The sequence below is a fragment of the Aquimarina atlantica genome (genome assembly GCF_000626715.1).
GTDB lineage: Bacteria > Bacteroidota > Bacteroidia > Flavobacteriales > Flavobacteriaceae > Aquimarina > Aquimarina atlantica.
On record NZ_AQRA01000005.1, the window covers coordinates 57919 to 82810 of the forward strand.

Here is a 24892-nt window from a genome sequence, read left to right on the forward strand (position 1 = left end):
ATGGAGGATTTAGAAATTGTAAAAAAAAGTAAATTTTATACAGAACTCAATGCGCTTTTAAGAGAACAGTTAACCAAAATAAAACAAAATATAGATCCTGTATACGAGCAAATTTTAGAAGAAAAACAGTTTGACCATCCTTTGCCGATTATTTGCCAGTTTGAATATGCTAGTTGGGGAGGAAACAAGCAATGGCGATTAGAATTAGATTTTGATGAGTATCAATGGTCAAACGAAACCGTAAAACCCCATTTTTTAAATGCATTGGTTTATCTTAGTATTAGTAAAGAATCAATTGGTTTTAAATATCAATTATGTAGTTCGTTTAACAATATTCTACAACCAAGCGAGATAGAAAAGATAGAACTTAAATTACTCAATGATACTGATTTTGTATCAAAAAAAATAAAAGAAGTAGAACGGTTCTTAGATGATTTACCACAATACTTTATTCAAGAAATAGAAAAAATAAATTTTGATGAATTAGAATATATGTTACACCCTAAAATACAAGAAAAATGGAAACAAGGCTATTTACCCGGTTTTGATTGTATTGTCATGGGAGAGGGAGATTTTGTAATAGGAAATGTATATAGTACCTACGACCCGAATACTGGAGAAACCAAACAATATTGGTCACCTCTATGTGACACAACATTAGAGAGAATTGAAAAATACGATGATGACATCTGGACAGAAGTTAGTATTTTTCATGGAGCTTTTGAATATGAAAATCAAAAAATTGTATTTGGCGATGGCGCTATGGGGAATGAAGGATATGTAGCTTCTACAACATTAACAGGAGAATTAAACTGGGCCATCTTTTTTACGTTTTCAAACCCAATTCATAAAGCAGAAATCATAGATAAACACTTAATTTGTTATGGAGATACAGGAACAGTCATTGATATAGACCTAAACAATATTACCAAAATAAAAATTACTCTTCAAAATACCTGAGTAAAACCATAAAAATTGAATATCAAACCATGCCAACAATTATTGAACACTATGAGCATAAATTAAATGAAGCCAAAGCAAGACTTAAAAAAGCAAGTATTGCTGTTTCTACAAAAAATACAGGTATAGAATGGCCAGAGTTTAATGAAGCTTCTAAGCATCTCCTTATATGCGAACGCCAACTGGCTGTTTCAAAAAACGAAGAATATGCTGATGTTATTGATTTTCCTGTAGTATGGGACGTAGGAGCTCCACTTCCTCATTTGTTTATGAATGACCATAAAGCATATTTACTTTTCTATGTAAGATCAGTAGATCCAAACTGGGACGGAACCTATACAACCATAGTAGATACTGCAAGTGATAAAGCGACCTCTTTAGCTTTAGTAGAATTTGAGTATTGCACATCAGCCAAGTTGGGTTCCCCAAATGATGAAGTATTCGAAGGACATCCATTATACGGTAAAGGTCTTGAACTCTATGCTCCTCTACAAATTATCAACTCGAATTGGATAAAAGAAATTAAAAAAATAAATAGTGTACATACCAATTACAATGCAGATAATTGGAAAAATACCAAACACTTCTTTTTTGGTTTTCATGATAGCATTTTCGAATGTATTGCAGATTCATTTAAAGTAGAGTTACATCAAACTAGTTTTAGGAGTTTAATGCAAATTGTATGTCAAAAGTTAGTACGATAAAATGTTTATGAAATAACATGCCATTTTTTAAAATGAAATACAATTTAGCTTCCATATTACAACAATTATCTGCTGTTTATTTTGAAGAAATAGAAGGTAATTTTACAATACAAGAATTGTGGGAATGGATGCTATTTGATAATGAAAACAGTTTTTTAAATGAACAACTACAGATACATCAGCCTTCAGGAGTGCCGATTAATAAAAGGTCTATCGAGTTAAACAAAGAGCTAACCATTACAGGAAATTATTGTTGTTTTACCTATATAGATCACCAGCCATCGTATCATTTGCAAAAAGTAAAATCCCCTGATGAGCTAGCAAGTTTAATACTTGCAAAAAGTGGTATCACTAATTCTTTTACTACAGTAATGATGCCTATCGTTAAAGGTAAACCTATTCCTATGGTAAGAATGAAAAATTTTACAGCTACTGAAATTGATTTAATCAACCAAATACAACAAATTATAAGTTGTAGTAATAATTCAAATTTTAATGAATTAGTAGAACAAGGGCGTATAAGTTTGATTCATTATAAAAACAAAGGCATATCACAACAGAACATGTATGACACCATACATTTTATTGCTAGAATCTATCAAGCACTAAATCTCGAATATAAGAGTGATATAGCCGATGAGTTTTTAGACTATATAAGTGGTTATATAGGAAATAAAAAACGCTGGATATGGGACAACAGATTATAAATAAAAATTGATGATCATATCAATTAAAGATTTTGTTTTGACTGGTAAGTTCGAAGATATTTCTATTGCAATAGACGATGATGATAAAGGTGAAAAGTTTAGATAAAATTTCACTTTTAGAATTAATAAACTAATGGGAAACTATAGTGAATGTTTAGGATACCTATAGGATGAATAACAATCTAGTAAGGTGTAAAGTTCGTCTGCTGCTAATTTTGAAGCATTAACAAGATGATTTCTTATTATTACCGGTTTTTGATTCATAGCTCAGAATACTTCCTTTTCCACCTTGTAAAATGGTACAACAACCTTCAAATAGTTCTTTAAGTTTTTTTCTTCCACGCTGAATTTTAGAACGTACCGTAACATAGTTCATATTAAGCTGTTTGGCTATTTCTTTTTGTGGTACTTCCTTTATTTCCGATAAGATCATTAACTCTCGATACTCTTCTGGTAATTGATTAACAAAAGAATGTACACATTTACCCAGCTCTATGCCAGCATCCTCATTGGTATCATAATCAAAAAAGGTATCTTCTTCAATTGAGTTTGTTTGTAACTTCTTTTTCCTGTAGTAATCGGTAATTGTATTTTTGGCTATTGCATACACCCAGCTTTTAAGATTATCGACACCATTACTATTTGATTTGGATAATTTCAAAAAAACATCCTGGGTTAAATCTTCGGCATCTTCCTGATTGCGAACACGCTTTTTAACGTAACCCAATAATGGATTATATAGTTGAATGACTTGATTTTGCATTTTTTATAGAGAAATTGATGAATAAAATTGTTCCGGTTATACACAAAGATAAATATAGGTTTTGTATTCCAAGAAATTCGATGGCGTAGATTCCGATAAAAGCACCAATAGCTGCACCCATGTCCCACCATGTGCTTACACTTGAAATTGCCTGTAAAGAATTATCTTTATTTTGTGTATTCCTGATAGCAATAAGTGGCGAAAAAGTAACCACAATTGTATTGAATAGAAAGGCTAGAATAATACCCAAAACAGTATTATTGAATGCAATCAATGCCATTGCTAATAAACAAATACTAATTGAAATTGAAAATAAGAATAGTGGTCTAAAACGTATGGAGAGAATACCTCCGATTATAGAAAACAACAAAACAAATAGTCGTTTTAATAACAAATAAAATGCCACATACCCCAGTAGGTTACTCGAATTGATCATGTTTCCTGATAATAAATGTGATAGGGATACGACTAAAATACCATCTATTGAAACAGATATTATAAACACTAATAAATTGACAGCATTTGGATAAAAAGTATGGTTTGTTTTTACTATATCGTTTTTTACCTCAGGTTCAATTTTTGGTAATGAATATGCTAAAAATATACCTAACGAACTGATTAAAGCGATGCTAAATAAGCCATTTTGAATACCAAATTCACCAATGACGATTGGCCCAAACCAAAGTACAAATAATGCTCCTAATGATTTGATGCTTTGTGATAATCCGAATGCTAAACCAGACTTTTGTTTAGCCTGTGAAGCATAAGATAAAGTGGATATTTTTAATCCCGAATAACTTAAACCCCAAAAAATTCTTGCTATCAATAAAGAAATTAAACCTAATTTCAATCCATATATAAAAGTAGTTAGCATAGCCAGTGTTGCGGTAATCATCAGCATTTTTCGAATTCCGATTCGATGCACCCAATTTGCGATAGGTGTGTTTGCAATAATCCTCACAAAACGGTTTATAGATAATAATATACCAATAAAAAATACCGAAAAACCTAATTCTTTACCATAAATGGGAAGTACAGGATATAAAACGGCATCGCCTAATCCTGCAAAAGCCATCACCCCACTAGCACGCAAAGCTCCTCGAAATGAGGAGCTTTTTTCTTTAGAGATAGGAGAGCTTTTGGTTAGCAACATCCGGTTTTTTCAATATTAATTTCTTTACTCTCATCTTTATCACAACACGATGACCCATCGGTAGGTTGTACACAGCAAGAACTTTGTGCAGATTGTGTTTCTATTGGTTCAGATCCACAACATCCACTATTTTGTTGAATTGTTTCTACCTGCTTATTTGTATTTCTCTTTTTCATAATTATTAATTTTAATACTTCTATATTATTATGTATTGTTTTTACTCTTTAAGACGCAAGACTTTTATAATGATGCATCATTTTTATTTTTTAGTTACATCTCGATGTTCTACAGCTAGAACCTGTACTTTCTACTTCTTCTATGGTTAGTTCTGAAGAGCAGCAAGCTACACTTTCACCTTTTTCGTTGGTTGCAAAATCTGTACTACACACTCCTGTTTCTGGTAAATTAAGTTCTACTCGCTCTGCAGCTTCAATATCACCAACCATATAAGCTACTACAGAGCGTACTTGCTCATATCCTGTAGTCATTAAAAAAGTTGGAGCTCTACCATAACTTTTAGAACCTACGATATAAAAATCTTTTTCGGGGTGGCGAAGCTCTTTTTCTCCGTGAGGTCTTACTGTTCCGCAACTATGAACATTTGGATCAATTAATTCAGCAAGATCAAAAACCGATTCTAATGAGGCATCTAAGTCTGTTCGTATCTCACGAATCATTTCCAAATTTGGTCGTGAACCTGTATTACTGACTATTTCATCTATTTGATTGATAGTTTCTATTTCGCCATTTAGATCACCGATGATTTGGATACCATCCTCTTTTTTGGTCAGTTTTAAGATATGAAAAGGCGTATAGACATTTAATTTTCCGCTATTAACCAATTGCTCAATACGAATACCAAGAGCGCCCCTGGCTTCTAACGCATCTTCTTGTTTTCCACCATACACCTTGTTCATATTATCTTTTCTTAACACCCAATTAAGCTGTGTTTTTGGATATTTTTTTTGAATGTCTGCTAAATCTAATAAAGCATTAATCGCAGAATGCCCTCCTCCTACAACCACTACATTTTTGTTTTTATAACGCTCTAAATGTTCTGCTTTTACATTGGGGATACCATAAAAGATATGCTTATTTAGTTCTTGTTCTCCTTCGGCAAATACACCACCAGAACCAATGGGATTGGGTTGATTCCAGGTCCCAGTAGCATCAATTACCGCTTTTGCTTCATAATAATTAATGTTTTCATGTTCTTGAACCTTAATTGAGAAAGGTTTATTCTCACGTCCCCGGGTTTTCATTTTATCTAAACCTTTTCTTCCGATAGACAGAACTTTGCTATTCAAATGAATGTATGGTTTAATCTGAGGTAAATTTGCTAATGGACGAAAATAGTGTTCTACCAACTCTTGCCCTGTAGGTAATTTATCTTCGTCAGGGGCTTTCCAATCGGTTTGTTCTAATACTTCTTTTGCAACTCGATCTATATTATATTTCCAGGGAGAAAACACACGAACGTGACTCCAGGAGAGCATATTTTGTCCAACAGAACTTCCCGCTTCAAATACAATGAAAGGAAGATTTTGTTTTAGTAAATGTGCAGCTGCAGCTAATCCTACTGGGCCTGCACCTATTATTGCTATGGGTAAATTATTGTTTTGCATCATTTTAAAATTTGTATTCATCTCTTAAGACGACAACTTTAAAAAATGATGCACTGTACTATAAATAAAAAATCAGGTAATTAAGGTTAGGGTATAAAAAATGACCGTGTTTTACCATTTTATTTATGAGATTTAAAGAGTCATTATACCTTAAAAATAACACTTCTCACCTCATTTAAATAGCTTCTTCCAATTGGATATCGATTATTTGCAATTTCTATACTATTACCTTCAATAGATTCTATTTTATCAATTGATATGGTATAAGATCTATGGATTCTAATAAACTTATCAGATGGTAAGTCATCTGTAAAATTACTTAATGTTTGATGAGCAATGTAGTTGTTTGAGGACGTATTTACTTTAATATAATCTCCGAGGCTTTCGATAGATAATACTTCATCCAGATATATTTTTTGCATCTTTTTTTTATCGATTTTCAAAAAGATATATGCTCGTTTGTTAGGAGTAGTAAAGCTATCTTTTTGTTGATACTCCTTTATTTTGAAAGCTTTATTTACAGCCATAATAAACCTGTGAAAAGAGATAGGTTTTACCAAATAATCTACTACCTCTAATTCATAACTTTCTACAGCAAATTCCTCATGAGCTGTGGTAATTATGGTTAGTGGTTTTTGATGTATGCTTTTTAATAAATTCAATCCATCTAATAGAGGCATATTAATGTCTAAAAAAAGAAGATCGATCTCGTTATTTCTTAAATAATCAATACTCTCGGTTGCGTCGTTGAATGAAGCTAAAAAAGTCAATCCTTTTGTTTGGTCAACATAGTTTTTTATAACATTAATAGCCAATGGTTCATCATCTATTATAACACATTTTAAATCCATTATACTTTAATTTTTAATTCAACAATATATTGATTGTTATTTTCACTAATCGTTAGATTATATTCATCAGGTTTATAACCCAACTCAAGTCTTTTTTTTACGTTTCCTATCCCTATACCACCAGAAAAAGAATCAATCTTGTTTTTATTGTTTTTAGCAGGAATCGGATTGGTAATCTGAAAATATAGAAAGTCATCTATTATGTTGAAAGAAATATCAATTTCGATTTCTCCAACATTTTTGTTAGCTCCATGTTTAAATGCATTTTCTATAAAGGATAAAAGCAACATGGGAGCAATTTTTTTGCCTTCGATTTCTCCAGAAATATTTACATGAATTTTTAATGAATCTCCATATCGAATTCTTTCTAAATCCAAATAATTTTGAAGACACATAATTTCTTTGCTAAGACATTGCCTTTTTTGATTAGTCTCATGCAATAAATACCGCATTAACTCGGATAACTTTAATATGGTTTTTGGAGTCTTGTCTGATTTTTCGACAGAAAGAGAGTAAATATTATTTAAGGTATTAAAAAAGAAATGAGGAGACATTTGAGCCCTAAGAAAACGCAATTCTGTTTCTAATTGTAATTTTTCTACATCGATTAATTTTTTGTGCTCTCTTAACCGATCTAAAGTTACTTTAATAGCAGAAACAAAGGAGACCACATAAAGTTCTCCTAACATCATTTCTATTGTATAATTCAGGGTCAATTTATTGGTTACTTCCGGACCTTCTGGCCAAACATTATGATTAACAAGGAAATACGTAAAATAAAATTTTGCCAGGACCATTGTAAAAAGAGATACGAGTAATAAAATTATGTATATCAGGTATTTACGTTTTTCTACAAATTTTGGCATTAAGTAATATATGTTGAAATAACTTAAAGACATGTGTATGATAAACCCTAGAATAGTGGTTTTTAAAGAATAGACATAATCGTTAAAGTAACTCCCCCATTTAAAAGTGGTAAATAGAAAATATACCAACCAGAATATAACATGATGTTTTGCCGTTATAGTATAATTATTACCCGATGTTATATTAAGTGCATTTTTAATTTTTTGCAGCATATTCCCCAAATTTTATGACGTTTAACTGAGTTGCTTTGTTATTGATCTAAAATTATTCTTTTAACCATAAGTTTTGTAAATATTTATGTCATTACTTGCTCTTCTTGTAGGACAATGATAAAAAAATAAATATAAATAGATGAAAATACCTCGTAATATTAAATTATTGATAATAGTAATATTGAGTACTTTTTCGTGTAAGAAAGAGCATAAACATGAAAGTAATATAACGCATGAAGATAGTAATGTTATTAAGTATGTAAACCCTTTTATAGGTACGGGAGGTCATGGTCATACCTACCCCGGGGCAACCGCACCATTTGGTATGGTACAGGTAAGTCCGGATAATGGTATTTCAGAATGGGATTGGTGCTCAGGGTATCACTATTCTGATTCATTAACTATCGGTTTTAGTCATTTACACCTTAGTGGTACAGGAATTGGAGATCTTAATGACATTAGATTGATGCCGATTAATAAAGAAGTAGATTTATCTACTTCTTTTAAAACAAGAGACGAAATACCGTTTACATCTAAATATTCTCATAATAAAGAAAAAGCTACACCTGGATATTATAGTGTGTTTTTAGAAGATTTTGATATTAATGCCGAATTAACTTCTACAGTTAGAACAGCTTTTCATAGATACGAATATAATGAGGGAGATACACAATCTGTGGTATTAGATTTAGGATATGCTATTAATTGGGATAAAACCTTAGAATCACAAATACATATTGAAGATAAATTTACAGTTTCGGGATATAGAAATAGTACCGGATGGGCAAAAAATCAAAAAGTATTTTTTGTGATAAAATTCTCTAAAGCCATCAATGATTACGATTTATACTCAGATACAAAAAAGACTGAAAATATTAATTCTATTAAAGGAATAAAATCATCTGCCCAGTTGTTTTTTAATAAAGGAAATAAAAATCAATTACAGGTAAAAGTTGGGGTTTCTTCAGTAAGTGTTGAAAATGCAAAAAACAATATTTCGACATATAAAAATAAATTTGAATTTGATAAAATCGTAGAAAACACCAGTGCATCATGGCAAAACGTATTATCTAAAATAAAAGTAGATACTAAAAATGATTCGTTAAAAACCATTTTTTATACCGCATTGTATCATGCTCAAGTAGCACCAGTTACATACAGTGATCAGGATGGTGCGTTTAGAAAAGAAAATGACAGCATTGTTTTTGCAAAAAACTTTACTGCATACTCTACACTCTCGCTATGGGATACCTTTAGAGCAGAACATCCTTTACTCATATTCTTAGAACCAGATAAAGTTTCTGATATCGTAAATTCTATGTTAGCATATTATGAAAATAACAAGATTTTACCTGTCTGGACTTTATATGCCAATGAAACCAATACGATGACCGGGTATCACTCTGTTTCTGTGATTGCCGAAGCATATCTAAAAGGCATTAAAGGGTTTGATATCGAAAAAGCATATGAAGCCATGAAAACCACTATGATGCAAGATGAAAGAGGATTAGAACACTATAAAAAATACGGATATATTCCTTATAATTTACTAGACGAATCGGTTACCATTACATTAGAATATGCCTATAATGACTGGTGTATTGCACAAGTTGCCAAGGTTCTGGGGAAAGAAAAAGATTATGAATATTTTCTAAAACGATCCAAAGCATTTGTGCACCTCTTTGATGCTAAGACAGGGTTTATGAGAGGAAAATCTGAGGATGGAAAAAAATGGCATGAACCATTTGATCCCAAATTCTCTGCTCATAGAGTACATGCCGATTATACAGAAGGAAATGCATGGCAACATAGTTGGTTTGTACCTCATGATGTTAAAAGGCTAATACAATTGTTTGGAAACGAAACCACTTTTGTAACAAAACTCGAGCAATTATTTACCGAAGATTCTGAAATTACTGGAGATAATATTTCTGCAGATATTACAGGTCTTATAGGGCAATATGCACACGGTAATGAACCCAGTCATCATATTGCCTATATGTTTAATAAAGCCAATGCCCCATGGAAAACTCAATACTGGGTAAGTCAAATATTAAAAACACAATATAATACAACACCTAATGGACTAAGTGGTAATGAGGATTGCGGGCAAATGTCGGCTTGGTACATATTTAGTTCTATAGGGATTTATCCTATGAATCCAGCATCAGGAGAATATCAAATCGGAAGTCCGGTTTTTGAGAAAGCGACTCTAAAACTATCAGACGATTTAAGCTTTAATATAGAAGCCGAAAACGTTTCGGATAAAAATATATATATCCAATCTGCAACGCTAAACGGAAAAGAATTTAATCGATCATATATTACACATCAGGAAATAACAGAAGGAGGAACATTACATTTTGTAATGGGTGCATCTCCTAACAAAAACTGGGGTGTACAGAAATAACCAACTCTAAATGAACCTAGCTACCGTAGATATTGTAATAATTCTATGCTATATTGTTATTACTCTTCTTTTTGGATTTTATGTTGCTAAGAAAGCATCAAAAGATATAAAATCCTATTTCCTGGGCGGAAATGAAATACCCTGGTATTATCTTGGATTGTCAAATGCTTCAGGGATGTTTGATGTTTCCGGTACGATGTGGACGGTTACTATTCTTTTTGTTTATGGAATAAAAAGTGCCTGGCTACCCTGGTTATGGCCCGTATGGAATCAGGTTTTTATTATGATTTTTATGGCTGCGTGGTTACGAAGGTCAAATGTGATAACAGGAGCACAATGGATAACCTATAGATTCGGATCTGCAATGGGAGCAAAACTGTCTCACATCATAGTAACAATCTTTGCTGTTACCAGTACCTTAGGGTTTATAGCCTACTTTTTTGAAGGGATTGGCAAATTTGCAATTATATTTTTTCCCTGGGATTTATCTATAGATCTGGGATTATTTACAGTGGCTTCAGAGCAATCTTATGCTTTGATAATTATTGGGATCACTACTTTATATACTCTAAAAGGAGGAATGTATAGTGTGGTAGGGACAGAGGTCATCCAGTTTGTGATCATGACCATTTCATGTTTGGTCATAGGATATATTGCTTTTACCACTGTTACAGCAGAGCAAATTGCAGTTGCTACCCCAGAAAACTGGAATAATTTGTTCTTTGATATGAAATTAGATTTGGATTGGACCGGATATATCGATAGTGTGAACGAAAAGATAGAGAAAGACGGATTCTCTTTGTTTGGTTTCTTATTTATGATGATGATTTTTAAAGGCATTTTTGCCAGCCTGGCTGGCCCTGTGCCCAGTTACGATATGCAGCGTGTTTTATCTACAAAGAATGAAGTAGAAGCTTCAAAAATGAGTGCTTTTACCATAGTGGTTCTCTTTATTCCCAGGTATTTGATGATCACCGGATTTGCTGTATTAGGCTTAGTATATTTAGGACCAGAATTACAACAGGCAGGGATAGATGTAGATTTCGAAACCATATTACCAGTAGCGATTCATCGCTTTGTTCCAATAGGTTTTAAAGGACTATTGCTGGCAGGCTTATTAGCTGCTTTTATGGGCACATTTGCGGCTTTTATAAATGCTGCACCTGCATATATTGTTAATGATATTTATAAAAAATATATCAACCCAAATGCATCAGATAAGACATACGTTAAATATGGTTATCTATCATCTATTATTATTGTATTGGTAGGAGTGATTGGTGGCTTTTTTGCATCATCTATAAATGAACTTACCATATGGTTAACCTCAGCCCTGTATGGGGGATACGCGGCGGCAAATGTATTAAAGTGGATATGGTGGCGATTTAATTCATATGGATATTTCGGAGGAATGCTGGCAGGGCTTATTGCAGCAACAATAATACCCATAATTTTTCCCGATACAACTTCCATTTATTTATTTCCGGCCATCTTATTGGTATCTTTTATTGGGTGCTTTATAGGAGTAACATTAGGAAAACAAGATGATATAGAGGTGCTAAAAAACTTTTATAAAACCACCAGGCCCTGGGGATGGTGGCAACCTGTAATTAATGCAATACAAAAAGAAAATCCTGATTTTTCACCTAATAAAAATTTCTGGAAAGATATGTTTAATTGCGGCGTAGGGATTATTTGGCAAATGACCTTTGTTTTGGTTCCAATGTATTTAATAATAAAAGAATATTATAGTATGGCTTTTGCGATATTATTAATGATTATTACATCGATAATATTAAAGAAAACATGGTATGATAAACTTAAGACAAAATAATGCTTTTTGAAAAGTAGTAATATTTATACAAGAAATGCAATGAAAAAAGAAATACCATGGCAGGATAAACCTAAAGGATGCTCTGATGTTATTTGGAGGTATTCTGAAAATCCCATAATCTCTAGAGATGCCATACCGACTTCTAATAGCATATTCAATAGCGCTGTTGTACCCTATAATGATGGGTTTGCCGGAGTGTTTAGATGTGATAATAAAGCTATACAGATGAATATTTTTGCTGGCTTTAGTCATAATGGGATTGATTGGAAAATTAATGAGGAACCTATTGTCATGGAAGCAGGAAATACCAAAATGATAGCTTCTGATTATAAGTATGACCCTCGTGTTACTTTTATTGAAGATAGATATTGGATCACATGGTGTAATGGGTATTTTGGACCTACTATAGGAATTGCGTATACCTTTGATTTTAAAGAGTTTTTTCAATGCGAAAATGCATTTTTACCTTTCAATAGAAATGGAGTACTGTTTCCAGAAAAGATCAATGGTAAATATGCAATGTTAAGCCGCCCTAGTGATAATGGGCATACACCTTTTGGTGATATATTTATTAGTTATAGCCCCGATATGAAATATTGGGGAGAACATAGAAATGTAATGCAGGCAACTCCTTTTGAAGCAAGCGCCTGGCAATGTACTAAGATAGGGGCGGGCTCTGTGCCTTTTGTTACAGCTGAAGGATGGTTGATGTTTTATCACGGAGTGATAAATACATGCAATGGATTCAGATACGCCATGGGAGCTGCTATTTTGGATAAAAATAGTCCAGATCAGGTAAAATATAGAACAAAACCATACCTCTTAACTCCTTCTGTGACTTATGAACAAATAGGAGATGTTCCTAATGTGATATTTCCTTGTGCAACTCTACAAGATATAGAACAGGATAAAGTAGCTATTTATTATGGAGCCGCAGATACTGTAGTTGCATTGGCTTTTGGAAGGATAAGTGAAATCATTAAGTTTACTAAAGAAAATTCATTATAAAAATGTGTACACTGAAATTGAAACTTTTTCAAGCTCGAATCAATAAAATACTTTGTATCATAGTATTAATGCTTAGTAATGCAATTAATGTGTATGGGCAAAGCAATGAAAGTAAAATTTCTCCAAAATCTTATGTCGCACATTATACCAAAGAATCAATAGATATTGATGGATCTGCTTTAGAATCTTCATGGAGTAAAGCAAAACCTACCGAGTTGTTTATAGATATTGAAGGACGCAAAATCCCAAAATATAAGACTACGGTAAAAATGCTTTGGGATGATGAGTATTTCTATTTTTTGGCAGAAATGGAAGAACCACATGTATGGGGAAACCTAAAACAAAGAGATACTATTATCTTTTATGATAATGATTTCGAAATTTTTATCGATCCGGATAACGATACTCATAATTATTATGAATTTGAAGTTAATGTATTAAATACACTATGGGATTTGTTTATTACAAAACCATATAGAGAAGGAACTCCTGTATTAAACGATTGGGATGCGAATGGATTTAAATCTTCAGTTAAAGTAAACGGAACTATAAATAATCCAAACGACACCGATAAAGGATGGATCATAGAAATAGCTATTCCGTTTAAAGTATTTAAGACCTCATATTATCACAAAAACATTCCGAAAGATAAGTTTTGGAGAGTGAATTTTTCCAGGGTGAATTGGGATTTTGAACTTCAGAACAATAAATACTCTAGAAAGAGAGATGATAACGGAAAATTTAAACCAGAATATAATTGGGTTTGGTCTCCTATCGGTGTGATTAATATGCATCAACCCGAAAATTGGGGGTACGTATATTTTTCTTCAAAAGAAGTAGGAGAAAATGATGACTTCAAAATTCCTGAAGACGAAAAAGTAAAGCGATTGCTATATCAATTGTATAGAAAACAAAAAGAATATTATAAAAAGAATAATCGTTGGGCTTTAACCTTTAAAGAATTAGGATCCGATGATCTGTTGATTGACGGAAATAAAGTTGTTAAAACCATAGAAAATCATCAGACAGGTTGGAATATAGCAGTAGTAAGCCCATATACAAAACACCTGTTTGTTATTAAAGAAGACGGTAAAATTATCCAAAAAGAAGATTAATATGAAGATGCTCAAAATTATACTCCTATGTAGTGTACTTATTAGTGTTAGTTGTAAGACTGAAACTGAAAAAGGAGAAGAAATCATAAAAGAAGTTGTTTCAGAAGAGAAGGCAACACCATTTAAGTACTGGACCTGGATTACTGCGGACCCTTCAAAATCAAATGATGATTATAGAGAAGAGTTTAAAAAATATAAAGAAAATGGCATAGATGCAGTATTAATAAATACGCTGGCTGATCCCGAAGTGTTAAAAAAACTAACACTTTTAGCCACAAAAGAAGGATTAGAAGTTCATGCCTGGATGTTTACTATGAATCGACCCGGTGATAAAACGGCTTTAGAACATCCAGAATGGTATGCCGTAAGTAGAGAAGGTAAATCGTGCCATGATACACGACCTTATGTAGATTATTATCAGTGGTTATGTCCTACCAGAAAAGAATCCAGAGCACATATTTTGGGTTTAGTAGAACAACTGGCAAAGGTTGAAGGAGTAACCAGTGTACATCTCGATTACATTCGATACCCAGATATCTATCTACCGATTGGGTTATTACCAAAATATAATTTAGTACAGGATGAAGAGCTGCCAGAGTTCGATTTTTGTTATTGCGATGTATGTATAAAAACATTTGAGCAAGAGCATCATAAAAACCCAAAAGAAGCTAAAAATGTTGCAATAGATATAGAGTGGAAACAATTTAGGTTAAATCAGATAAAAAGAGTGGTAGATGAGGCTTATGAAATTGCTCATAAATATGATAAAAAGTTAACCGCAGCTGTATTTCCATATCCCGAAATGGCAGATCATATGGTTAGACAACGATGGGATAAATGGAATGTAGATGAAGTATTACCCATGATTTATCACAACTTTTATAACGAAGAAGTAGATTGGATTGGGTATGCAACCAAACAAGGAGTGAATGATCTGCAAGGAAAGCAAACTAAGTTGCATACAGGAATATATCTTCCTCCGATGAGTGCAGATGATGTATCAAAAGCCATACAATTAGCAAAAGATAATGGAGCGTCGGGGATTTCATTTTTTGACGGAAATGCGATAACAGAAGAACAACTAGAGGTAATTAAAAAATCAAAAATGTAATCCGATATACGAACTTAACAGGTTTTTAAAATTTGTGAGGTCTTATTCGTACCAAAAATGAAAAAAATATTCTATTTACATATCATTCTTTTACTATTGTTTTGGTCTTGCGATCAAGAGAAGGTTTCAGTAAATCTACCAGAACAATCATTAACTTCTTATGTAAATACATTTATAGGAACAGATGGTCCAGGCAATACATATCCGGGAGCAACACTTCCATTTGGGATGGTACAATTGAGTCCGGATATAGGAATTCCCGGGTGGGATAGAATTGCAGGATATTACTATAAGGATTCTATCATTAGTGGTTTTTCTCATACGCATCTTACTGGGACTGGAGCCGGAGATTTATATGATATTTTGGTAATGCCTACGAATAGTAGGTTTTCAAAAAAAGTAAAAGAAAATAATTATAAACCATTCTCTACATATAGCCATGATAAAGAATTTGCTACACCAGGATATTATACTGTAGATTTATTGGATTATGGGATTAAAGCAGAACTTACAGCAACTGATAGAGTAGGTATACATAGATACACTTTTCCTAAAGATACCGCAGCTGCAATACATGTTGATCTGGGATATGCTATAAACTGGGATAAACCTACTGATACTTATATAGAAAAAATAGATGATAATACTATTCAGGGATATCGCATGTCTACCGGATGGGCAAAAGATCAACGAATCTATTTTGTAATGCAGTTTTCGAAGCCTTTTACGACATATCAAGTGTTTAAAGATGAAGAGCTAACTACACTTCCCGTTCAAGGAACAAATACAAAAATTATACTACATTATAGCACAGAAGAAAATGAACAGATTACTATTAAAACCGGGTTGTCTACAGCTAACATCAAAGGAGCCCAGAAATCACTAAATACCGAAGCTCCTGACTTTGATTTTGATCACTATATTAGAAAAGCACAAGCCATTTGGGAACGTGAATTACAAAAGATTCAAATTACAACCACAGATGATGATCAGAAGAGTATTTTTTATACAATGATGTATCAATCTATGTTGGCGCCAACATTATTAAGCGATCCTAACGGAAATTATAAAGGAGCTAATGATTCTATTGTAAATGCAAAAGGGTTTAATCGCTATGATACATTTTCGTTATGGGATACCTTTAGAGCAGCACACCCTTTATATACAATAATTCAGCAAGAAAGAGTTCCTGATATGATCCAATCTATACTGGCTCATTATAGAGAAACAGGAATACTACCCGTATGGTCTTTGCAAGGAAATGAAACCAATATGATGATAGGGTATCATGCGGTTCCGGTTATTGTTGATGCATATTTTAAAGGTTTTCAATTTGATACCGAACTAGCTTACAAGGCGTGTAAGGAAAGTGCTATGGTAGAGGATAGGCAAATAGATATTTATAAGCGTTTAGGGTATATCCCAATAGGAGAACATCATGAAAACTGGTCTGTTTCTAAAACTTTAGAGTATGCTTATGACGATTGGTGTATCGCTATGTTTGCAAAAGACCTGGGAAAAGAAGAGGATTACACATATTTTATGAAACGTTCTGAGAATTGGAAAAATTTATATAACGATAAAAATAATTGGATTCAACCCAAAGATACACTGGGAGAATTTGTGACTCCCTTTCAGCCAAAAGAATATACACCTTTTTATTGTGAAAGTAATGCCTGGCAATATTATTGGTTTGTACCTCAGCATATAGAAGGGTTGATAAAAAATACAGGGGGAAAAGAGCGATTTATCCAAAAACTGGATTCTATGTTTTCTTATGACCCTAAACCAGAAGATAAACTACCTATTTTTAGTACAGGAATGATCGGACAATATGCTCATGGTAACGAACCAAGTCATCATGTAGCATATCTGTACAATTACGTAAATCAACCTTCAAAAACACAAAAATTAACTCATAAAATTTTAGAAGGGCAATACAAAAACGAACCCAATGGACATTGTGGAAACGAAGATTGCGGACAGATGTCATCCTGGTACATATTTAGTTCTCTTGGGCTTTATCCTGTAAACCCGGCACAAGGGGTGTATCATATCACAGCACCACTATTTAAAGAAACAGAAATACAGCTACCAGAAGGAAAAACGTTTTTAATAGTAGCTAAAAACCTATCTGAAGAGAATACATATATCAAGAGCATAAGATTAAATGGAAAATCACTTGATCGTATGTATATAACACATAAAGAAATTGTAAATGGAGGATTTCTCGAATTTGAAATGAGTAATTCTCCAAATGATGAAGTATTTAAAAACTCATCCTTACCTGAGGTAAATAAAATATATTGATTATGAAATGAACCATAATTATTAGGTTAATACCAACCGATATGATCAATGGTGAATTCCATCTGACAATTAAAAGAACAATAAAAAAGAACAGATGAAAATTAACACTAAGCATTACTACGTATCACTTTTTTTAATACTAACAGCTTTTGGTTGTAAAACAAATGAAAAAGAAGGGGAAACAGCTGTTATTAAAGAAGAAAAAGAAATTAAAAAGAGTGTAAAACCCATTGTTATTTCTACCTGGAATCATGGTGTTGCAGCCAATGACGAGGCATGGAAAATATTAAGTAAAGGAGGAAATGCATTGGATGCAGTAGAACAAGGAGTACGAGTAACAGAAGCAGACCCCAAAAACCAAAGTGTTGGGATAGGAGGGTTTCCTGATAGAGAAGGTAATGTTACTTTGGATGCTTGCATTATGGATCATAATAGCAATTGTGGAGCTGTATCCTTTTTGCAACATATCAAACACCCTATTTCTGTAGCTCGAAAAGTGATGGAGGAAACACCTCATGTTATGTTAACCGGTCAGGGAGCATTACAATTTGCTTTAGATCAAGGTTTTGAAAAAGAAAATTTATTAACTCCAGAAACCAAAAAAGCGTATGAAGAGTGGTTACAGAAATCTAATTATAAACCTGTAATAAATATCGAAAACCATGATACGATAAGTATGTTAGCCTTAGATGAAGATGGAAATATATCAGGAGCTTGTACTACCAGTGGTGCAGCCTGGAAAATGCATGGAAGAGTGGGAGATTCTCCGATAATTGGAGCTGGATTATTTCTGGATAATGAAGTTGGAGCAGCGGCTGCAACAGGTTTAGGAGAAGCTGTTATTCGCACAGCAGGGAGTGCTATGGTTGTAGAATTAATGCGTCAGGGGAAATCTCCTGCCGAAGCTTGTAAAGAAATTGTAGAGCGAATCTATAATAAGCATAAGAATCATAAAGATATGGAATACCTTCAGGTGGGATTCATAGCACTAAATAAAAATGGAGAATATGGAGGGTATAGCCTAAGATCAGGGTTTAATTATGCCGTAAACGATATAGAAAAAGGAAATAGATTAGAAGATGCACCATTTAAAATGGCTTGGGAAAATTAGAAATGAAGATTTTTTTTAGATAATAACCACTTATGATGTTTAAAAGCAACCATATCATGATGAAACAACTCACAATAATCATCAGTATTCTATTAGTGTTAGGTTGTAAAACCAATGAAAAGAGAATCTATGCAGAAAAGGATATTAAAATCATTCCTAAGCCGCAAATGATTAAAATTAATCCAGGAGTATTCGAATTTAATGAAAATACTAAGTTTTTTATTACAAATGATATACCCAATGAACCGGTTTATGTTTTAAAAAATAACTTCAAAACAGTAGCTGGATGGGATCTAAAAGTAACAGAAAAACAACCTAAAAAAAATTATGTAGCCTTTACGGTAGATAAAACCAATCAACCAGAAGCATATGAGCTTAAAGTAGATAACGATCGTATAGAAATTAAGGCAAGTAGCCCATCAGGTTTTTCATACGCAATAGAAACAATACATCAATTGCTACCTTCCGAGATAGAAAGCAAAACTAAATTAGAAAATAGAACCTGGGAAATACCGAATATAGAAATTAAAGACGGTCCTCGTTTTAAGTGGAGAGGGCTAATGCTGGACATTTCTCGTCATTTTTTTGATAAGGATTACATTAAACAAGTAATAGATGGTTTAGCCATGCATAAAATGAATGTGTTACACTTACATCTAGTTGATGACCAGGGATGGCGAATAGAAATAAAAAAATACCCAAAGCTTACAGAGGTTGGGGGATGGAGAGTAGACCAGGAGAACTTGCATTGGAATGCCAGATTACCTGTAAAAGCAGAAGACAAAGGGACTTACGGTGGTTTTTTGACACAAGAAGAATTAAAAGAAATAGTTAAATATGCACAGTCTAGAAATGTAGAAATTATTCCCGAAATAGAAATGCCAGCACATGTTTCGAGTGCCATTGCTGCATATCCTCATTTATCTTGTAAAGAAAACCCTATAGGAGTACCGTCAGGCGGAGTTTGGCCAATTACAGATATATACTGCGCAGGAAAAGAAAGTACGTTTACTTTTTTAGAAGATGTATTGGTCGAGGTTATGGAAATCTTTCCTTCAAAATATATACATATAGGAGGAGATGAAGCGACTAAAACCAATTGGGAGAAATGCCAGCATTGCCAGAAACGAATAGCAGAAGAAGGATTACAAAATGAAGAAGAATTACAAAGCTATTTTATAAAACGAATGGAGAAATTTATAAATTCTCATGAAAAAAAATTAATAGGCTGGGATGAGATTTTAGAAGGAGGATTAGCACCAGATGCTACTGTAATGAGTTGGCGAGGTGTAAAAGGAGGATTAGAAGCCACTGCACAAGGGCATGATGTAGTGATGACTCCTAATTCACACTGTTATTTTGATTATTACCAGGGGCCTCAAAATGAAGAACCTTTAGCAATTGGGGGATATCTGCCATTAAGCAAAGTATATCAGTTTGATCCCATTGTAGATTCAATGACAACAGAAGAAGCGAATCATGTGCTTGGTGGGCAAGCTAACTTGTGGTCAGAATATATCCCTACAAAAGAACATTCACAGTATATGATTTACCCGCGATTAGCCGCCTTATCAGAAGCGGTATGGAGCGCCAAAAACCAGAAAGATTGGGATGATTTTTCAAATAGAATCACCAGTATGTTTCAGCGGTATGAATATTTAGGAATTAATTATGCAAAGAGTTCGTATCTAATACGACCAGAAATCGAAACAAATTTAGAAAAGAAATCAGTTTCGTTAACACTACAAAACGAATATACGAATGCAGATATACGATATGTGTTAAACGATAGTAGATTAGAGGATACTCCTATTAAATATAAACATCCTATTGTGGTAACTCAGACCACAATAGTTAAAGCATCAATGTTTAAAGAGAACAAACCGATTGGTAAAGTTTTTAGAGATACCATTGTATTTCATAAAGGAGTAGCTAATAATGTAGTGTATACTATTCCTTATAGTGATCGATATACGGGAACAGGAAAATCTACATTAGTAAATACACTAAGAGGAACCAAAAATTTTCAGGATGGGCAATGGCAAGCATGGTTAAAGGATGATATGGAAGTTATTATTGATCTTAAAAAAGGAGATACCATAAACCAGGTAATTGTTGGATCCATGGAAAACCAAGGTCCGGGAATATATTTTCCGATTGCAATAGAAGTGTTTACAGGAATAGATGGAAAAGATTTCAAAAAAGTAGGAGAAGTAAAACGACCCTATGCTGATAATGCTACTATTGAATTAAAAGATTTCAAAGTCAATGTCGAAAAGCATACCGCAAGATTTATTAAAGTGAAAATAGCAAACTTAAAAGAAAACCCAAAAGGAGGAGATACTTGGCTATTTATAGATGAAATTTTAATTAACTGATAGTTATTAGTTTAAAATAAATCAGATGAAATACATAAGAACAATTTGCATGTTTGTTTTGTTGAGTATCGCAAATCTGATGGTTGCACAAAACGAAAAACCAACAGAAGAAGAGCGATTATCCTGGTTTGAAGATGCCAAACTAGGAGTATTCATCCATTGGGGATATTATGGAGTAAATGGAATAGCAGAATCATGGTCCTTATACCATAAAAAAATCTCCTACGAAGAATATATGAAACAAGGTGAAGGGTTTACTGCAAAACATTATGATCCGGTAAAATGGGCTAAACTGTTTAAAAAAACAGGAGCAAGATATGCTGTAATGACGACGAAACATCATGATGGAGTTTCTCTGTGGGATACCCAATACAGTACTCTAAATGTTAAAGAAAAAACACCTGCAAATAGAGATTTGATAGAACCATATGTCGAAGCATTACGAAAAGAAGGATTAAAAGTAGGATTATACTATTCTTTATGCGACTGGTCGCATCCGGATTATGATGTTGTATTTCCCAGACCAGATACTAAAAATGACTACCCTCAAAAAGGATTAGAGAACTTAACAAGATGGGAGCGTTTTGTTAGATTTTATAAAGGACAATTAAAGGAACTAAGTAATCGATATCAACCTGATTTGTATTGGTTTGATGGAGATTGGGAAAAATCGAGTGAAGAATGGAGAGCACAATCTCTAAAAGATTCATTACTATCCTGGAACCCTAAAACTATTGTAAATTCTCGCCTAAAAACACATGGAGATTATAGTACTCCCGAACAAGGGATTCCTGTGGTGAGACCAAAAGGTCCATGGGAATTTTGCATGACCATGAATGATAATTGGGGGTATTTTCCTTCGGATACGAACTATAAGCCATTTTCGCAGATTATTAGAACCTTTGTTGAGGTAATAGCTTCAGGAGGAAACTTACTGCTTAATATCGGAATGAAGCCAGACGGAACAATTCCTAAAGAACAGGAAGAACGATTAGAAATTCTGGGAAATTGGATTAATACTCATAAAAAAGTTGTTTTTGACACTAAAGCAGGATTGCCATATGGTCATTTTTATGGCCCCACATTATTAAGTAAGGATACTACAAAATTGTACTTATGCCTGTTTAATGAGCCTAAAAACTATATCTCTTTAAAAGGAATTCAGAATACAATAAAATCGATTAAAGTAGTCGGAAAAAATCAAGAATTAACTTTTGTTCGAAACGGAGGAGCATCCTGGAACAATATCCCGGGAATTGTAAGAATAGAAGTTCCTAAAAAAGAAAACTTAGATACCTATGTAACAGTTTTGGAGATAGAATTAGAAGGAGAATTAAAACTGTATAGAGGTCATGGAAATGCTGTAGAGTTAAATTAACAATAGATGATATTACAGATTAATACATAAAAAAAATAAAAGATGAAAGGTAGACGAATATGGAGTTGTTTTATGGTGATAATAATACTATCCTGTAAAGAACAAAATATAGAAAAGACAGAAAATAAAGAAACCGTTCTAGCACAGAGTTTGGTGGATTATGTGAATCCATTAATGGGAACCGACTCAGCTTTTGATCTATCTAATGGTAACACCTACCCTGCAATCGCTACTCCCTGGGCAATGAATTTCTGGACACCCATGACTTCAAAAATGGGCGATGGATGGACATATAAATATGATGAGAATAAAATAAGAGGAATAAAACAGACGCATCAGCCAAGCCCCTGGATTAACGATTATGCAGCATTTTCGGTAATGGCCATAACAGGAGATCTTAAGTATAAAGAAGATGAAAGAGCCTCCTGGTTCTCTCATAAAGCAGAAACTGTAAAACCATATCATTATAAGGTATATCTGGCAGATTATGATGTACTAGCAGAAGTTGCACCTACCGAAAGAGCAGCACATTTTAAATTTACTTTTCCCAAAGCAGATCAATCTTATATCATGTTAGATGCTTTTTTTAAAGGTTCTATGGTAAAAATCATCCCAGAAGAACGCAAGATAATAGGGTATTGTAGAAATAATAGCGGTGGTGTACCAAATAATTTTCATAATTATTTTGTAGCCGAATTTGATAAAGATTTTAACATCAATCATACCTGGGGAGATGGTTGGAAATTGATAGAAAATTCAAAAGAAAATGAAGGAGAGCATGTAGGGGCGATAATAGGTTTTGAAACTAAAAAAGGAGAAACAGTACATGTAAAAGTAGCATCATCTTTTATTAGCCCAGAACAAGCGCAACTAAATCTAAATCGGGAAATAGGAAACGATACATTTCAACAGACTCAAATAAAGGCAAAAAATGCCTGGGAAAAAGAATTAAGTAAAATTAAGATCGAAGATGATAATTTAGATCATATCAAAACTTTTTATTCCTGTTTATATAGAGTATTGCTTTTTCCAAGGAAGTTCTATGAGTTCAATGAAAAGAATGAGATTGTACACTATAGCCCATATAATGGAAAAGTATTGCCAGGTTATATGTTTACAGATAATGGATTTTGGGATACCTTCAGGGCGGTGTTTCCATTCTTCAACATGATGTATCCCGAATTGAATAGCCATATAATGGAAGGATTGGCTAATACCTATAAAGAATCAGGATGGCTTCCCGAATGGGCTAGCCCGGGACATAGAGATTGTATGATAGGTTCTAATTCTGCACCCATAATAGCAGACGCATTTTTAAAAGAAGTCCCTAATATCGATGTAGAAACATTATTTCAGGCAATCCTCAAAAATGCGACAACATCAGAAGGACGTCCCTTATCTAATGGCAAAGAAATCCGTTCTGTAGGAAGAGAAGGGATAGATTATTATAACAAACTAGGTTATGTTCCGTATGATGTTAATATCAACGAAAATGCGGCAAGAACCTTAGAATATGCGTACGCAGATTTTACCATTGCTAAAATGGCAGAAAAACTAGGAAAAAAAGAGATCGCAAAAACATTCTATGAGCGATCCAAAAACTATAAAAATTTGTTTGATCCTACTACTAAATTAATGAGAGGTAAGAACAAAGATGGTAGTTTTCAATCTCCTTTTAATCCTTTAAAATGGGGAGACGCCTTTACCGAAGGTAATAGTTTGCATTATACGTGGTCTGTTTTTCATGATATAGAAGGTTTGATTCAATTGATGGGAGGGAAATCTGAATTCGAAAAACAATTGGATCATGTGTTTACTATGCCGCCAGAATTCGACGCTTCCTATTACGGATTTACAATCCATGAAATTAGAGAAATGCAAATTGTAAATATGGGGAATTATGCTCATGGTAATCAACCTATCCAACATATGATTTACCTCTACAATTATGCTAATGCGGCGTATAAAACTCAGGAAAAAATACGAGAAGTATTAACTAAACTGTATGCTGCAACACCAGATGGATATTGTGGAGATGAGGATAATGGTCAAACTTCTGCCTGGTATGTTTTTAGTGCATTAGGGTTTTATCCGGTTACTCCGGGAGTGAACCAATATGTAATAGGGAGTCCATTGTTTAAGAAAGCTACAATTACATTAGAAAATGGAAATGAATTTGTAATTAATGCTCCAGAAAATAATCAGGAGAATGTTTACATTCAATCAGCTTCGTTAAACGGAAAAACATATCATAATAGCTATTTGGATTATGAAGTAATTCAGCAAGGAGGACATTTAGATTTCAAAATGACTAGTACTCCAAATAAAGATTGGGCCAACTCAAATGATGAGGTTCCTTATTCTTTAAGTAAGGAATAGTTTAGTTTAAAATAGA

19 protein-coding genes are annotated in these 24892 nt (G+C 33.3%); 13 read left to right on the plus strand and 6 right to left on the minus strand.

Features of this window, described 5'->3' with window-relative positions; translation table 11 throughout:
• From ATO12_RS11600 to ATO12_RS11610, 3 genes are read left to right on the plus strand one after another with little or no spacing between them, the layout of a single operon-like run.
• A complete protein-coding gene (locus ATO12_RS11600; protein ID WP_034242151.1) occupies nt 1–960 on the plus strand; it encodes a hypothetical protein in 960 nt (319 codons plus the stop codon).
• A gap of 29 nt (nt 961–989) precedes the next feature.
• Nucleotides 990–1664 (plus strand): hypothetical protein, encoded by a 675-nt coding sequence (locus tag ATO12_RS11605; protein WP_034242152.1) that lies wholly within the window; start codon nt 990–992, stop codon nt 1662–1664.
• 32 nt (nt 1665–1696) lie between these two features.
• Entirely contained in the window at nt 1697–2371 is a 675-nt protein-coding gene (locus ATO12_RS11610; RefSeq protein ID WP_034242153.1) for a hypothetical protein, read from the plus strand.
• 223 nt (nt 2372–2594) lie between these two features.
• Here ATO12_RS11610 and ATO12_RS11615 read toward each other — a convergent pair whose 3' ends face one another.
• From ATO12_RS11615 to ATO12_RS11640, 6 genes are all read right to left on the minus strand, one after another.
• A complete protein-coding gene (locus tag ATO12_RS11615) occupies nt 2595–3134 on the minus strand; it encodes a sigma-70 family RNA polymerase sigma factor (RefSeq protein WP_034242154.1) in 540 nt (179 codons plus the stop codon).
• Nucleotides 3106–4287 (minus strand): MFS transporter, encoded by a 1182-nt coding sequence (locus tag ATO12_RS11620; RefSeq protein WP_034242155.1) that lies wholly within the window; start codon nt 4285–4287, stop codon nt 3106–3108. The genes ATO12_RS11615 and ATO12_RS11620 overlap by 29 nt, the downstream gene beginning before the upstream one ends.
• Entirely contained in the window at nt 4278–4463 is a 186-nt protein-coding gene (locus ATO12_RS11625; protein WP_034242156.1) for a hypothetical protein, read from the minus strand. Before ATO12_RS11625 ends, ATO12_RS11620 begins: the two co-directional genes overlap by 10 nt.
• Nucleotides 4464–4553: 90 nt before the next feature.
• Nucleotides 4554–5933: an NAD(P)/FAD-dependent oxidoreductase gene (locus tag ATO12_RS11630; RefSeq protein WP_205625236.1), complete on the minus strand. Its 1380-nt coding sequence runs from the start codon at nt 5931–5933 to the stop codon at nt 4554–4556.
• A gap of 122 nt (nt 5934–6055) precedes the next feature.
• Nucleotides 6056–6763: a LytR/AlgR family response regulator transcription factor gene (locus tag ATO12_RS11635; RefSeq protein WP_034242157.1), complete on the minus strand. Its 708-nt coding sequence runs from the start codon at nt 6761–6763 to the stop codon at nt 6056–6058.
• On the minus strand, nt 6763–7842 hold the full coding sequence (locus ATO12_RS11640) for a sensor histidine kinase (protein WP_034242158.1): 1080 nt from the start codon (nt 7840–7842) through the stop codon (nt 6763–6765). Before ATO12_RS11640 ends, ATO12_RS11635 begins: the two co-directional genes overlap by 1 nt.
• Before the next feature lie 139 nt (nt 7843–7981).
• On the opposite strand from ATO12_RS11640, the gene ATO12_RS11645 reads away from it, so the two are divergent.
• From ATO12_RS11645 to ATO12_RS11690, 10 genes are all read left to right on the plus strand, one after another.
• Complete coding sequence (locus ATO12_RS11645; protein WP_034242159.1) at nt 7982–10252, plus strand: GH92 family glycosyl hydrolase; 2271 nt, start codon at nt 7982–7984, stop codon at nt 10250–10252.
• A 10-nt stretch (nt 10253–10262) separates the two neighbouring features.
• Entirely contained in the window at nt 10263–12086 is a 1824-nt protein-coding gene (locus ATO12_RS11650; protein ID WP_034242160.1) for a sodium:solute symporter family protein, read from the plus strand.
• Between the two features lie 39 nt (nt 12087–12125).
• The gene (locus ATO12_RS11655) at nt 12126–13094 is read left to right on the plus strand and encodes a glycoside hydrolase family 130 protein (RefSeq protein ID WP_034242161.1); all 969 of its coding nucleotides are present in this window, start codon (nt 12126–12128) and stop codon (nt 13092–13094) included.
• 17 nt (nt 13095–13111) lie between these two features.
• The gene (locus tag ATO12_RS11660; RefSeq protein ID WP_240486125.1) at nt 13112–14209 is read left to right on the plus strand and encodes a carbohydrate-binding family 9-like protein; all 1098 of its coding nucleotides are present in this window, start codon (nt 13112–13114) and stop codon (nt 14207–14209) included.
• Nucleotide 14210: 1 nt separating this feature from the next.
• Nucleotides 14211–15320, plus strand: coding sequence for a putative glycoside hydrolase (locus ATO12_RS11665; protein ID WP_034242164.1), 1110 nt, complete (start codon nt 14211–14213; stop codon nt 15318–15320).
• 57 nt (nt 15321–15377) lie between these two features.
• Nucleotides 15378–17630 carry a GH92 family glycosyl hydrolase gene (locus tag ATO12_RS11670; RefSeq protein WP_034242165.1) on the plus strand — a complete coding sequence of 751 codons (2253 nt, stop codon included), beginning with the start codon at nt 15378–15380 and terminating at the stop codon, nt 17628–17630.
• A 94-nt stretch (nt 17631–17724) separates the two neighbouring features.
• Nucleotides 17725–18741 carry an isoaspartyl peptidase/L-asparaginase family protein gene (locus ATO12_RS11675; protein WP_034242166.1) on the plus strand — a complete coding sequence of 339 codons (1017 nt, stop codon included), beginning with the start codon at nt 17725–17727 and terminating at the stop codon, nt 18739–18741.
• A gap of 56 nt (nt 18742–18797) precedes the next feature.
• Nucleotides 18798–21119 (plus strand): beta-N-acetylhexosaminidase, encoded by a 2322-nt coding sequence (locus ATO12_RS11680; protein ID WP_316932924.1) that lies wholly within the window; start codon nt 18798–18800, stop codon nt 21117–21119.
• Between the two features lie 25 nt (nt 21120–21144).
• Nucleotides 21145–22497: an alpha-L-fucosidase gene (locus ATO12_RS11685; protein ID WP_034242167.1), complete on the plus strand. Its 1353-nt coding sequence runs from the start codon at nt 21145–21147 to the stop codon at nt 22495–22497.
• Between the two features lie 42 nt (nt 22498–22539).
• Complete coding sequence (locus ATO12_RS11690; protein WP_034242168.1) at nt 22540–24876, plus strand: GH92 family glycosyl hydrolase; 2337 nt, start codon at nt 22540–22542, stop codon at nt 24874–24876.
• Nucleotides 24877–24892: the final 16 nt, after the last annotated feature.

Bases quoted from the DNA above. Each gene is read 5' to 3' on its own strand.
- ATO12_RS11615 (WP_034242154.1), bottom strand. From the start codon at position 3,134: ATGCAAAATCAAGTCATTCAACTATATAATCCATTATTGGGTTACGTT.
- ATO12_RS11685 (WP_034242167.1), top strand. From the start codon at position 21,145: ATGAAATACATAAGAACAATTTGCATGTTTGTTTTGTTGAGTATCGCA.
- ATO12_RS11655 (WP_034242161.1), top strand. From the start codon at position 12,126: ATGAAAAAAGAAATACCATGGCAGGATAAACCTAAAGGATGCTCTGAT.
- ATO12_RS11605 (WP_034242152.1), top strand. From the start codon at position 990: ATGCCAACAATTATTGAACACTATGAGCATAAATTAAATGAAGCCAAA.
- ATO12_RS11640 (WP_034242158.1), bottom strand. From the start codon at position 7,842: ATGCTGCAAAAAATTAAAAATGCACTTAATATAACATCGGGTAATAAT.
- ATO12_RS11635 (WP_034242157.1), bottom strand. From the start codon at position 6,763: ATGGATTTAAAATGTGTTATAATAGATGATGAACCATTGGCTATTAAT.
- ATO12_RS11690 (WP_034242168.1), top strand. From the start codon at position 22,540: ATGAAAGGTAGACGAATATGGAGTTGTTTTATGGTGATAATAATACTA.
- ATO12_RS11675 (WP_034242166.1), top strand. From the start codon at position 17,725: ATGAAAATTAACACTAAGCATTACTACGTATCACTTTTTTTAATACTA.
- ATO12_RS11665 (WP_034242164.1), top strand. From the start codon at position 14,211: ATGAAGATGCTCAAAATTATACTCCTATGTAGTGTACTTATTAGTGTT.
- ATO12_RS11625 (WP_034242156.1), bottom strand. From the start codon at position 4,463: ATGAAAAAGAGAAATACAAATAAGCAGGTAGAAACAATTCAACAAAAT.
- ATO12_RS11620 (WP_034242155.1), bottom strand. From the start codon at position 4,287: ATGTTGCTAACCAAAAGCTCTCCTATCTCTAAAGAAAAAAGCTCCTCA.
- ATO12_RS11645 (WP_034242159.1), top strand. From the start codon at position 7,982: ATGAAAATACCTCGTAATATTAAATTATTGATAATAGTAATATTGAGT.
- ATO12_RS11650 (WP_034242160.1), top strand. From the start codon at position 10,263: ATGAACCTAGCTACCGTAGATATTGTAATAATTCTATGCTATATTGTT.
- ATO12_RS11610 (WP_034242153.1), top strand. From the start codon at position 1,697: ATGAAATACAATTTAGCTTCCATATTACAACAATTATCTGCTGTTTAT.
- ATO12_RS11630 (WP_205625236.1), bottom strand. From the start codon at position 5,933: ATGAATACAAATTTTAAAATGATGCAAAACAATAATTTACCCATAGCA.
- ATO12_RS11680 (WP_316932924.1), top strand. From the start codon at position 18,798: ATGATGAAACAACTCACAATAATCATCAGTATTCTATTAGTGTTAGGT.
- ATO12_RS11670 (WP_034242165.1), top strand. From the start codon at position 15,378: ATGAAAAAAATATTCTATTTACATATCATTCTTTTACTATTGTTTTGG.
- ATO12_RS11600 (WP_034242151.1), top strand. From the start codon at position 1: ATGGAGGATTTAGAAATTGTAAAAAAAAGTAAATTTTATACAGAACTC.